The sequence below is a fragment of the Microbacterium hominis NBRC 15708 genome, assembly GCF_001592125.1.
GTDB lineage: Bacteria > Actinomycetota > Actinomycetes > Actinomycetales > Microbacteriaceae > Microbacterium > Microbacterium hominis.
Genome location: NZ_BCWI01000010.1, coordinates 1 through 11340 on the forward strand (window position 1 = coordinate 1; position 11340 = coordinate 11340).

The following is an 11340-nucleotide window of genomic DNA, read 5'->3' on the forward strand; positions in this document are numbered from 1 at the left end:
TGCCGCCGCCACCACACCGCCAAACACCACACCGCCTGGCAGGTCCGACACCTCGGCCACGGAACCCTCCAATGGACATCACCCACCGGACGCCACTACGAAGACCACCCACCCAGCCTGGTGAGATTCGTCCCCGAACCCACCACGCCGGCCGACCCGCCACCCTTCTGAGGCGAGGGCCTTCCCGACGTGCACGACCGCGATCGACATCACGCACCCGGGCGCGCGGGCGGGCGGCGGCGTCACCGCGCATCCCGACTCTCCGTCCGGCGTCAGCGCGGACGCGAGACCGTGCGAAAGCCCGCGTTGCCCATCGACGAGTCCGGCGTGTTCTGCGAGCGCGCCGAGTTCCGGTAGCGGTTGCAGTACGAGACGTGGCACAGATAGCTCCCGCCGCGCAGGACGCGGGAGGTGCCGGTCGCAGGCCCCCGCGGGTCGACCCGCGGAGAGCGCGCGTAGTAGTCGGGGTCGAACCAGTCCGCGCACCACTCCCAGACGTTGCCCACGGGCTGCCACAGGCCGTAGCCGTTGGGGGCGAACGAGCGCACCGGGGCGGTCGTGAGATAGCCGTCGTCCATCGTGTTCACGCGGGGGAACTCGCCCTGCCAGATGTTCACGGGCCAACCGTCGGTCCCGGGTTCGCGCTCCCCCCAGGGGTACTTCTCGGACTCCCGCCCGCCGCGAGCGGCGTACTCCCACTGCGCCTCGGTGGGCAGCGCGCGTCCGGCCCAGTCGCAGTAGGCGATCGCGTCGTTGAAGCTCACGTGGACGACCGGGTGCTCGGGCAGGTCGTCGACGGTCGACGCGCGCCCTCCGGGATGCCGCCAGTCGGCCCCGCGCACGCCGATCCACCAGGGCGTTCCCGGCGCCCTGCCCAGCACGTCCTCCGCGGGGGCGGCGACCGCGAGGTGGAACACGGCGGAGAAGCCGAACGCCTCCGCGTCGGTGACGTAGCCGGTCGCCTCCACGAAGGCCGCGAAGGACGCATTGGTCACGGTGGTCGCGTCGATGTCGAACGCGGCGAGCTCGACGGCATGCACCGGAGTCTCGCCGTCGCCGACGTTCGCATCGCCCGACGAGTCGCCCATCAGGAACGCTCCCGCCGGCACGTGGATCTGTTCGATGTCGTGAGCGGCGCCCCTCGCCGAACCGTCGTCCGCACGGCGCACGGGGCCGAGCGCGACGAACGCGTCGCGTCGCGGTCCTCCGCACGAGCAGTTCGGGCCGCACGACCCGCCGTCCTGTCCCGTCGTCATGGTGCCCCCGGTGTGTGCTGTGCGGCCAGGACGAGGACGGCGACGATCGCGGTGACGCCACCGCCGGCGACGAGCCCGGCCAGGACGAGCGTCAGCATCCCGACCGTGGGCACGACGCGATTGGCGGTCAGCTCGCGATACGTGTGCCGGAACCGTCGTTCGCTCAGGAGGTGGAGGGCGACGGCGGTGGCGATGATCGCGAGCGGGACCGGCAGCGCCCAGGGGCCGAGCGCGGACGGCAGCAGCCGCAGCGCGATGAGCCCCCCTCCGCCGATCGTGAGGAGGGTGCGCCGCCACGCCAGCAGCGTCCGCTCCGGCTGGAGCCCAGGGTCGAAGATCTCGGTCATGGCGATTCAGGCGATGAGGAGCCCGAGCACGATCAGCACGGTCACCACGGCGAGGACCACCGCGAGGGGGAGGGCGACGACGGGTACGGGCAGGGGCGTCTGCTGCCGCATCGCCCTCTCGGCCCGGCCCCAGCCCACCCACGCCAGCAGCGGCAGCGCGGCTCCGGCGGTGAGGAGGATGAGGGAGGCCGTCAGGCGCAGAACGGGATGCAGCGGAAGCCCGAGCGCTTCCAGTGCCACCCCGCCCGCGATGAGAGCGAGCGACGTGCGGATCCAGGCGAGGAACGTCCGCTCGTTCGCGAGGGTGAACCGGGGGTCGGGCTCCGTACCGTGCCGGTAGATCCACCGGAGGGTCCGGCCTGCGCGCGGGTTCACCTGGTCTCGCCTTCTGCCGGATGCCGCGTGGTCTGTCTCTCCGAGAGGACGTAGGGCAGCGTCGCGTGCGGGGGATTGCGGCCCGCGATCAGCTGGGACAGGTGTTCGACCAGCGCCTCGCCGCTGGCTTCGGCCGTGACGCCGATGGTCGACACCGCGGGCGTGACGAGCTCGGCCAGTCCGACCTGCTCGCACGCGATGATGGCCAGGTCGTCGGGCACGAGGCGACCGCAGTGGTGCGCCGCGCGCACCGCACTGAGCGCGAGCGGTACGGTGCCCGCGATGATCCCGTCCGCCGGCGTGCTCGCTGACAGTTCGCGCAGCACGAGCTGGGTGGAGGTCGCGTCGGAGTACTGCGTCTGGAGGACGACGGCATCGAGGCCCGCTCGTTCGACCGCGGCGCGGTAGCCGGCTGCCCACCGCGCACCCACGTAGGTGTCGGCGTCGCCGATGAGCAGGATCGGCCGCCGCGACCCGTTCTCGATGAGCCGGGTCGTGGCCGCGTCGGCGATGGACGTGAAGTCCACCCCCACGCCGAACAGGTCGTCTTCGGGGAGGCGGCCGGAGATGACGATCGGCGTTCCGCCGGCGCGGGTCTCCGCGATGACAGCGCCCGCGCGGGAGCGCGACACGTCGTCGCCCGTGGAGATCACGATCCCGTCGACGCCCTGACGAGGAAGCTGACGCAGGAACGTGATGAGCCGCTCCTCGCTGTGATCGAGATCGCAGAGCAGCACGTTGAGGCCGCGTGCCTCCGCGGCGCGCGCGACCGCTTTCGCGACGGCGCTCTGGAACGGCTGCGACGCATCGCCGACCAGCAGTGCGATGGTGTCGAAACGTCCCGTGCGCAGGCCGCGGGCGCGGCTGCTCGGCCGGAAGCCGAGCTCGTCGATCGCGCCCTCGACGCGGGCGATCGTGTCGGCGGGGACGAGGTCGGGATGGTTGAGGACGCGTGAGACCGTGGTCCGCGAGACGCCCGCCAACGCGGCGACGTCCAGGATGGTGGCCGTCCCCGGGGAAGGGGCCGACGGAGAGGTGGCCGGTCGCGATGCAGCCATGCGAGTTCCTCCTCACGTCGTGGTCACACCACGGTATCCGGTGGACGTTCGCGTTCCCGACGGTGGGGCGGAATCGAACACCGCTTGCATGATGCCCTGTTGATCCCCTACCGTAGCGGAATCGATTCCCGGAATCGATTCCAGCGATATTTTTCCCGCCCCGCCTCACACTGGAGTGACCGATGAACCGACCGCACCACCCGCGAGTGCTCACGAAGCAGCAGATGTCGACCCGCGCCCTCGCCGGCGCCACGATCGGCTCCATCCTCGAGTACTACGACTTCTTCGTCTTCGGAACGCTGTCCGCCCTCGTCTTCGGGCGGGTGTTCTTCCCCCAGGACAACCCCGGCGTCGCGTCGCTCCTCGCGCTGGGGACCTTCGCCGTCGGCTTCATCGCCCGTCCGCTCGGCGGCATCATCCTCGGCAACTTCGGCGACCGCATCGGCCGCAAGCGGATCCTGCTCTTCAGCTTCATGCTCACCGGTGGCGTCACGCTCATCATCGGATTCCTGCCGACCTACGCCCAGGTCGGCGTCGTCGCCCCGATCCTCCTCGTCGTCCTGCGTGTCGCGCAGGGCGTCGGCATCGGAGCGGAGTGGAGCGGCGCCGCCCTCCTCGCCGTCGAGCACGCGCCCGACGGGAAGCGGGGCTTCTTCGGCAGTGTCGTGCAGGCCGGCGCGCCGATCGGCGTCATCCTGTCCAGCGGCTCCGTCGCGCTGCTGACGGCCACGATCGGCCTCGAACAGCTCGTCGAGTGGGGCTGGCGCGTGCCGTTCCTGGCGAGCGCGATCCTGCTGCTGGTCGGCATCTGGCTGCGCTTCAGCGTCGACGAGTCCCCCGAGTTCGAGAAGATCGAAGCCGCCGACGACAAGGTGAAGGTCCCCGTCTGGGAGGCCGTCCGTCGCTATCCCGCGCAGATCCTGGCCGCCGTCTTCATCCACGCCAGCGACGCCACCCTCGGACTCGTGGTCGGCGTGTTCGTGCTCGGCTACGGCTCCAACGTCCTCGGCATGGACCCGACGGTCGTCCTGCTCGCCAACATCCTCTCGTCGGTGACGAGCCTCATCATCACGCCCATCGCCGGTCGTCTCGGCGACCGTGTCGGCCAGCGTGCGGTCCTCGTCGTCGGACTGGTCGCCCTGGTGCTGTGGGCGTTCCCGATGTTCCTGCTGATCGGAACCGCCACCGTCGGGGGCCTGTTCCTCGCCACCGGCATCTCCGGTCTCATCATCGGCACGCTGTTCAGCCAGCAGGCCACCCTGTTCGCCCACTACTTCCCGCCGCGCGTGCGCTACTCGGGCATGTCCGTCGGCTTCCAGCTCGGAACGGTGCTCGGCGGCGGCTTCGGCCCGGTGATCGCTCAAGCGCTCACCGGCGCCGCGAACGGCGCGACCTGGACGGTGTCGATGTACATCGCCTTCATCGCGGTCATCGCCCTGGTGTTCACCATCACGGTGAAGCCGCGCCACACCGTCTCCATCGCCGCCGCGAGCGCGCCCGCGACGGCCCCGGCCACCCGGTGACCGTGCCGTCCCCCGCAGAAAGCAGTCACCGATGACGACCCTCGACCCTTCCTTCCGCGGATCCGTCGGCACCACCGTGGCGGATTCCGTCCCGTGGTGGCCCGAGCCGAACACGACGCCGCGACGGAACCTCGTCGTCGTGATCCTGGACGACACGGGGTGGTCCGATCTCGGATGCTTCGGCTCGGAGATCGCCACCCCCCACATCGACGCGCTCGCACACAACGGGGTGAGATACAGCAACTTCCACGTCACCCCCCTGTGCTCGCCGACGCGGGCCTCCTTCCTCACCGGGATGAACAACCACGCCGTCGGGATGCGGTTCCTCGCCGACACCGACACCGGCTTCCCGAACTCCCGCGGATCGGTGCGGGCGGGAACACCCGTGCTGCCGCAGGTGCTGCGCGAGCAGGGGTACGGCACCTATCTCGTCGGCAAGTGGCACCTCGCCCCGCTCCACGAGATCACTCCCGCGGGTCCGCACGGCAACTGGCCGCTGGCGCTCGGCTTCGACCGCTACTACGGCTTCCTCGACGGGTGCACCGACCAGTACGAGCCGGAGCTCTACGAGGACAACCACGCCGTCCCCACCCCCACGCGGGACGGGTACCACCTCAGCGAGGATCTCGTCGACAGGTCGATCTCGTACCTGCGCGACCACCTCTCGTTCCGGCCGAACGATCCGTTCTACCTGCAGGTGGCCTTCGGGGCGACCCACGCGCCGTTCCAGGCGCCGCGCGCGTTCATCGACAAGTACCTCGACGAGTTCGCGAAGGGGTGGGACCAGACGCGACGTGAGCGCCTCGCGCGGCAGATCCTCACCGGCGTCGTCCCGTCGGGCACGCCTCTGACCGAGCGCAACGAGGGAGTCAGCGCGTGGGAGGAGCTCACCGACGTCGAGCGCGAAGTGTTCACCCACCTGCAGTCCGCCTTCGCCGGGTTCCTCGAGCACACGGATGCGCAGATCGGACGGCTGCTGAACGCCCTGGAGGAGTTCGGTCAGACCGATGACACCGTGTTCGCGCTCTTCTCCGACAACGGCGCCTCGCGCGAGGGCGGCCCGACGGGCGACGTCGACACCAACGGACCGTACAGCGGCATCCGTCGCCCCGCGGCGGCGATGGTCGGCGAGCTCGACAGGGTCGGCTCGGTCACCGGCGGCGCGCACTATCCCGAGGGATGGGCGATGGCGGGGAACACGCCCTTCCGGCGCTACAAGCAGTTCGTCGACCTCGGCGGCGTGCGCTCGCCGCTCGTCATCTCCACGCCCGAGACGTCGCGGGCAGGGGTGCGGACCCAGTTCATGCACGTGGTCGACCTCGCACCGACGCTCTACGACCTCATCGGGGCGGCCGCTCCCGACGGGATGGACGGCGAGAGTCTCGCCGAGAGCATCGTGGATGCCACGGCCCCCGTCGGCCGCACCACGCAGTACTGGGAGACGCTCGGCCACCGCGCGATCTGGCACGACGGGTGGCGTGCGGTGACGGCGCACGAGGTCGGAGCGCCGTACGCCGACGACACCTGGCGCCTCTACGACACGCGCACCGACTTCGCCGAGGCGCGCGACGTCGCGGCGGAGCACCCCGACGTGCTCCGCCGGCTTCAGGACCTCTGGTGGCAGGAGGCGGGCCGTCACGACGTCCTGCCGCTCGATGACCGCCCGCTGCGCGTTCTCATCGAGCTCGCCGGACCGCATGGGCTGATCGCGCAGGACCGTCTCGAGCTGCGTCCGGGTCAGAGCCACGTCCCTGGCGCGACCGGGGTCACCGGCTCCCACCGCACCCTGACCGTCCGCGCCCGGCTCGCCGCCGATGTCAGCGCCCTCACGGGAACCATCCTGTCCTCCGGCAACGCGCAGGGCGGCTACTTCCTGTCGGTGCAGGGCGGCGTGCCGCGCTTCGAGCACAAGCTCCTCGACACGCACCTGGCGCTGGTCGGCGACCGGCCGATCCCGCCCGATGCGCAGACCGTCGGATTCACTCTGCACGCCGCGGAAGACCGTCGGGCCCGTGTCCGTCTGACGATCGACGACGTCCCGGCATCCGACGAGCTGGTGATACCGACGTCGTCCTCGCACCTCTCCTTCTGGGGCCTCGACGTCGGTGCCGGCGTCGTCTCCGGATTCAGCCCGCTGCAGACCATCGCCCTGCCGGCGCAGACGATCGCGCTCGTGACGATGGATGCCTCGCCGCAGGAGGACGACGCGCGCGAGCGCGCCGACGTCATCCTCGCCTCCGAATGACCGATCCGACCCAGAGAGGGCTCCCCGATGTCTGAACCGCCCCCCACCCACCAAGCCGCCGCCGCTGCCGCCGACATCGCACGTCTGACCGGCGTCGCCGAGCACGACATCGCCGTGACGCTCGGCAGCGGCTGGAAGACGGCCGTCGAGCACCTCGGCACCACCGTCGCCGACATCCCCGCCGCCGAGGTCACGGGCTTCCGTGCCTCCGCCGTCCAGGGGCACGCCGGAACGCTCCGCTCCCTCGTCACGGATGACGGGACCCGGGTGCTCGTGCTCGGCGCGCGCACCCACTTCTACGAAGGACACGGCGTCGCCGCGACCGTCCACGGCGTCCGCACGGCCGCCGCCGCGGGTGTGAAGACGATGATCCTCACCAACGGCGCGGGCGCCCTCGACCCCGACCGCATCCCCGGCACGGCGGCACTGATCACCGATCACATCAACCTCACCGCGCTGTCTCCCGTGACCGGCGCCCGCTTCATCGATCTGACCGACCTCTACTCGTCGCGGCTGCGCACCCTCGCGCACGCCGTCGCGCCGGAGCTCGGCGAGGCCGTGTACGTGCAGCTCACGGGTCCGCACTACGAGACCCCGGCCGAGGTCCGCATGCTCCGCGGCCTCGGCGGCGACCTCGTCGGGATGTCCACCGCGCTCGAAGCGATCGCCGCCCGCGAGGCGGGGCTCGAGGTCCTCGGGCTGTCGCTGATCACGAATCTCGGCGCCGGCCTCCAGTCCGGAGCGCTGAGCCACCAGGAGGTGCTGGAGGCCGGGAAGTCGGCCGAGGCGACCCTCGGTCCGCTGCTGGCGCGCGTCATCCGCGCGATCGCCGCCGGCTCCTGAGGGGGGTGGGCGCTCGTTCACACGGAGGACGACGCCCAGCCCGCCGTCCTGAGGGCGCTCGGAGCGCTGCTGCTCAGCGCGACCGAGGGTCGTCGACCGGGTCGGTCACGGGGTGGAAGTTGCCCGACAGGTTCGCGGGCTGCAGTACATCGCCGAGACCCCCGGTCTTGCCGGTCCACAGTGACGGACCGCGGACGCCGGGAAGCTGTGTGACGACGCTGCCGGTGAACCCGTGGGAAAGACCGCCGCAGCCGTCCCCGATGCTCAGGCGGTGAGGTGCTCGATGAGGATCTGCGTGCCGATGCCGATCAGCACGAGTCCGCCGAGGATCTCGGCGGGCCGGCGGAAGCGGGTGCCGATGCGGTAGCCGATGAACACCGCGATGAACGACAGGGCGAACGTCACGAGACCGATCGCGGTCACGGCGACCGCGACGTCGACGTTCAGGAAGGCGAACGACACCCCGACCGCGAGGGCGTCGATGCTGGTGGCGACCGACAGCAGCACGACCTCGCGGGTCGTGAACGCCTCGACGTCGTGGACGTGTTCGGCTTCCCCGGCCTCCGTCGGCGCGTCGGGGGTGAGCGCCTCCCACAGCATCTTTCCGCCGACCAGCGCGAGCAGGCCGAACGAGATCCAGTGGTCGAACGGGGCGATGGCGTCCGCGAAGGTCGAGCCGAGCAGCCAGCCCAGCAGCGGCATGACCGCCTGGGCGACACCGAAGGCGGTCGCGAAGACGAGGGCCGTGCGCAGCACGTGGGCCCGCAGCTGGAGGCCTTTGCCCAGGGCGACGGCGAAGGCATCCGCCGATACGCCGAGGGCGAGCAGCAGAAGAGTCCAGGGTGAGATGACGGCTCCTCGGAACGGAAAGGCGACGACCGGAGAGGTCACGGTCGGAAAGGGGTGATGGGCCGTCCGCGTGCGCCGTCGGCGCGGGGGCCGAACAACAGCCTGACGTCGCGCGGTGCGCTCGTTCAAGCCGAGAGCCCGGATTGACAGCATTTCGGGCCGCCCGGATTTGATAACGATTATCACTAGCCGTACTCTGGGGGACATGAAGCGTCCCGTCGCCCTCCTCGCCGCGCTGACCGCGGCATCCGCCCTCGCGCTCACCGGCTGCTCCAGCTCGACCGGTGCGTCCTCCACGCCCTCCGCCTCCGCCGACGGCACGATCGCCGTCGTCGCCTCCACCAACGTGTACGGCGACATCGCGAAGACGATCGGCGGCGAGCACGTCGAGGTCACCGCCCTGATCGCCGACGAGAGCAAGGACCCGCACGAGTTCGAGGCCACCGCGGCCGACCAGCTCGACATCCAGAACGCGCAGCTGCTCATCGAGAACGGCGGCGGCTACGACCCGTTCATGGCGACGCTGAAGGATGCCGCGAAGTCGGACGCGCCGCTCATCAGCGCCGTGACGTTCTCCCCCGAATGGACGGGCTCCGACCCGTCCGAGGCCGTCGACGGCTTCAACGAGCACGTCTTCTACGACCCGCAGACCATCGCGGCCGTCGCCGACGAGATCGCCGCCCAGCTGGGCGCCCTCGACCCCGCGGAGGCGAGCGTGTTCACCGCCAACGCGAAGGCGTTCCGGGCAGACATCGACGCGAAGGTCACGCCGATCCTCACCGAGGTGGCGGCGGCCCACACCGGCACCGAGATCTTCGTCACCGAGCCGGTGCCGCTGTACCTCGCCGAAGCCGCGGGTCTGACGAACGTCACGCCCGCCGCCTTCAGCGAGGCCGTCGAGGAGGGGCAGGACGCGCCTCCCGCGACCCTTCTGGACGCGCTCACCCTCGTCGGCGGCGGGTCGGTGAAGATCGTCTTCGTCAACGCGCAGGCGGCCGGCGCGGAGACCACGCAGGTCGAGACGAAGGCCGGCGAGGCGGGCGTTCCCGTCATCAAGGCGTCGGAACTGCTCCCCGAGGGCGAGAACTACGTATCGTGGATGACCGACATGGCCACGCAGATCAAGAGCGCCCTGGGTTCGTGACCCCGGCGACATCCTCACCCCTTCGCATCATGGCCGCCGCGCTCTCGCGCGGCGGCCATGAGCTGTGGCGCGGCCTCGACCTCGAGCTCCAGCCCGGCGAGCTCGTCGCCGTGCTCGGCCCGAGCGGGGCCGGCAAGACCACGCTCCTGCGTGCCGTGCTGGGCCTGGAGCGGCTGACCGGCGGCACCATCGAGGCCCTCGGCGAGCGCGTCCGTCGCGCCGGCAACCGCCGCATCGGCTACATCCCCCAGCAGCGCCCGCTGCCCCGGCACACGGCCATGCGCGGGCGCGACCTCGTGCGCCTCGGCGTCGACGGCCACCGCTTCGGTCCGCCCCTGCCGCGCCGCGGCGACCGTCGGCGCGTGCAGGAGCTCATCGACGCCGTCGGGGCGACCGCCTTCGCCGACCGCCCCGTGGGCCTGCTGTCCGGTGGCGAGCAGCAGCGGCTGCGCGTCGGGCAGGCGCTCGCCGACGAGCCGGGCCTGCTGCTGTGCGACGAGCCGCTGACGAGCCTCGACCTGGCCAACCAGCGCGACGTGATCGATCTGATCGATCGCTACCGCACCGCGAGCGGCGCCGGGGTGCTGCTGGTCACCCACGACATCAACCCCGTGCTCGAGAAGGTCGACCGCATCCTCTACCTGACGGGCGGCCGCTTCACGCTGGGCCGGCCCGACGAGGTGCTGACCTCGCAGACGCTGACCGCCCTCTACGACACGCCCGTGCACGTCGCGCGCGTCGGGGGACGACTGGTCGTCGTCGGCGCCCCCGACTCGGATGCCGACCACCATCACCACGGCGACGCCGCCGCACCGGGAGCTGTCGCGTGAACATGGACGACATCGCGAACGCGCTCTTCGGCGGGCTCTCGCGCTACGGCGACATCCTCGCGCTCGTGCAGAACTCGGTGTGGGCGGGAGCCGTGCTCGGCATCGTCGGCGGGCTCATCGGCGTGTTCGTCATGCAGCGCGACATGGCCTTCGCGGTGCACGGCATCAGCGAGCTCTCCTTCGCCGGAGCGGCCGCCGCGCTCCTGCTCGGCTTCGACGTCGTGACGGGCTCCATCTTCGGATCGCTCGTCGCGGCCGGCCTCATCGGATGGCTCGGAGCGCGGGCGCGCGATCGCAACTCGATCATCGGCGTGCTCATGCCCTTCGGGCTCGGCATCGGCATCCTGTGCATCTCGCTCTACAACGGGCGCAGCGCCAACCGCTTCAGCCTGCTCACCGGCCAGATCGTTTCGGTGCAGAGCGATCAGCTCACCGTGCTGATCGTGCTGAGCGCCATCGTGCTCGTCGCGCTCCTGCTGATCTGGCGCCCGCTGACCTTCGACTCCCTCGACCCGCAGTCGGCCGCCGCCCGCGGAGTGCCGACCACGGTCGTGTCGTTCGCCTTCATGCTCCTGCTCGGCATCGTCGTCGCCGTCGCCGTCCACATCATCGGCGCACTCCTCGTGCTCTCGCTGCTGGTCACCCCCGCCGCGGCGGCGATGCGCGTGTCCAACGGTCCCGTCGCGGTGCCGCTGCTCGCCGCCGGCTTCGGCGTCACGGCGGCCGTCGGCGGCATCCTCCTCGCGATCGCCGGCACGCTGCCGGTGAGCCCGTACATCACGACGCTGTCCTTCCTCATCTACCTCGTCTGTCGTGCGATCGACGGGGTCCGTCGGCGGGGCAGTGTCGAGGCGTGAGGGCGGGCTGCGC

Annotated in this window: 11 protein-coding genes; 6 read left to right on the top strand and 5 right to left on the bottom strand. The window is 71.0% G+C overall.

The genetic code is table 11. The features are described 5' to 3' along the window. Nucleotides 1–272: 272 nt before the first annotated feature. Genes MHO01S_RS09095 through MHO01S_RS09110 form a run of 4 tightly spaced genes read right to left on the bottom strand, consistent with a single transcriptional unit; the run spans nucleotide 273 to nucleotide 3036 of the window. Nucleotides 273–1256: a formylglycine-generating enzyme family protein gene (locus tag MHO01S_RS09095; RefSeq protein ID WP_157553769.1), complete on the bottom strand. Its 984-nt coding sequence runs from the start codon at nucleotides 1254–1256 to the stop codon at nucleotides 273–275. Further along, nucleotides 1253–1603, bottom strand: coding sequence for a DUF202 domain-containing protein (locus tag MHO01S_RS09100; RefSeq protein WP_060959762.1), 351 nt, complete (start codon nucleotides 1601–1603; stop codon nucleotides 1253–1255). The genes MHO01S_RS09095 and MHO01S_RS09100 overlap by 4 nt, the downstream gene beginning before the upstream one ends. Nucleotides 1604–1609: 6 nt before the next feature. After that, nucleotides 1610–1978, bottom strand: coding sequence for a YidH family protein (locus MHO01S_RS09105; protein WP_060959761.1), 369 nt, complete (start codon nucleotides 1976–1978; stop codon nucleotides 1610–1612). After that, on the bottom strand, nucleotides 1975–3036 hold the full coding sequence (locus tag MHO01S_RS09110; RefSeq protein ID WP_061782191.1) for a LacI family DNA-binding transcriptional regulator: 1062 nt from the start codon (nucleotides 3034–3036) through the stop codon (nucleotides 1975–1977). Before MHO01S_RS09110 ends, MHO01S_RS09105 begins: the two co-directional genes overlap by 4 nt. A gap of 182 nt (nucleotides 3037–3218) precedes the next feature. Between MHO01S_RS09110 and MHO01S_RS09115 the strand changes: the two genes are divergently transcribed. Genes MHO01S_RS09115 through MHO01S_RS09125 form a run of 3 tightly spaced genes read left to right on the top strand, consistent with a single transcriptional unit; the run spans nucleotide 3219 to nucleotide 7647 of the window. Continuing rightward, nucleotides 3219–4559 carry an MFS transporter gene (locus tag MHO01S_RS09115; RefSeq protein WP_082734162.1) on the top strand — a complete coding sequence of 447 codons (1341 nt, stop codon included), beginning with the start codon at nucleotides 3219–3221 and terminating at the stop codon, nucleotides 4557–4559. A gap of 31 nt (nucleotides 4560–4590) precedes the next feature. Next, a complete protein-coding gene (locus MHO01S_RS09120; RefSeq protein WP_060959758.1) occupies nucleotides 4591–6804 on the top strand; it encodes an arylsulfatase in 2214 nt (737 codons plus the stop codon). 27 nt (nucleotides 6805–6831) lie between these two features. Further along, nucleotides 6832–7647 (top strand): purine-nucleoside phosphorylase, encoded by an 816-nt coding sequence (locus MHO01S_RS09125; RefSeq protein ID WP_060959757.1) that lies wholly within the window; start codon nucleotides 6832–6834, stop codon nucleotides 7645–7647. Nucleotides 7648–7911: 264 nt separating this feature from the next. Here MHO01S_RS09125 and MHO01S_RS09130 read toward each other — a convergent pair whose 3' ends face one another. Continuing rightward, a complete protein-coding gene (locus tag MHO01S_RS09130) occupies nucleotides 7912–8538 on the bottom strand; it encodes a manganese efflux pump MntP (RefSeq protein ID WP_060959756.1) in 627 nt (208 codons plus the stop codon). A 163-nt stretch (nucleotides 8539–8701) separates the two neighbouring features. Here MHO01S_RS09130 and MHO01S_RS09135 point away from each other — a divergent pair, with 163 nt between their 5' ends. From MHO01S_RS09135 to MHO01S_RS09145, 3 genes are read left to right on the top strand one after another with little or no spacing between them, the layout of a single operon-like run. After that, a complete protein-coding gene (locus MHO01S_RS09135; RefSeq protein ID WP_060959755.1) occupies nucleotides 8702–9640 on the top strand; it encodes a metal ABC transporter solute-binding protein, Zn/Mn family in 939 nt (312 codons plus the stop codon). A 29-nt stretch (nucleotides 9641–9669) separates the two neighbouring features. Then, nucleotides 9670–10470 carry a metal ABC transporter ATP-binding protein gene (locus tag MHO01S_RS09140; protein ID WP_223848787.1) on the top strand — a complete coding sequence of 267 codons (801 nt, stop codon included), beginning with the start codon at nucleotides 9670–9672 and terminating at the stop codon, nucleotides 10468–10470. Between the two features lie 2 nt (nucleotides 10471–10472). Then, nucleotides 10473–11327, top strand: a complete 855-nt coding sequence (locus tag MHO01S_RS09145; protein ID WP_267956415.1) for a metal ABC transporter permease — start codon at nucleotides 10473–10475, stop codon at nucleotides 11325–11327. Nucleotides 11328–11340: the final 13 nt, after the last annotated feature.

What these genes read in the sequence shown, in the direction of transcription:
- MHO01S_RS09125 (WP_060959757.1), top strand. Translation starts at nt 6,832, where the DNA reads ATGTCTGAACCGCCCCCCACCCACCAAGCCGCCGCCGCTGCCGCCGAC.
- MHO01S_RS09110 (WP_061782191.1), bottom strand. Translation starts at nt 3,036, where the DNA reads ATGGCTGCATCGCGACCGGCCACCTCTCCGTCGGCCCCTTCCCCGGGG.
- MHO01S_RS09120 (WP_060959758.1), top strand. Translation starts at nt 4,591, where the DNA reads ATGACGACCCTCGACCCTTCCTTCCGCGGATCCGTCGGCACCACCGTG.
- MHO01S_RS09140 (WP_223848787.1), top strand. Translation starts at nt 9,670, where the DNA reads ATGGCCGCCGCGCTCTCGCGCGGCGGCCATGAGCTGTGGCGCGGCCTC.
- MHO01S_RS09135 (WP_060959755.1), top strand. Translation starts at nt 8,702, where the DNA reads ATGAAGCGTCCCGTCGCCCTCCTCGCCGCGCTGACCGCGGCATCCGCC.
- MHO01S_RS09100 (WP_060959762.1), bottom strand. Translation starts at nt 1,603, where the DNA reads ATGACCGAGATCTTCGACCCTGGGCTCCAGCCGGAGCGGACGCTGCTG.
- MHO01S_RS09115 (WP_082734162.1), top strand. Translation starts at nt 3,219, where the DNA reads ATGAACCGACCGCACCACCCGCGAGTGCTCACGAAGCAGCAGATGTCG.
- MHO01S_RS09145 (WP_267956415.1), top strand. Translation starts at nt 10,473, where the DNA reads ATGGACGACATCGCGAACGCGCTCTTCGGCGGGCTCTCGCGCTACGGC.
- MHO01S_RS09095 (WP_157553769.1), bottom strand. Translation starts at nt 1,256, where the DNA reads ATGACGACGGGACAGGACGGCGGGTCGTGCGGCCCGAACTGCTCGTGC.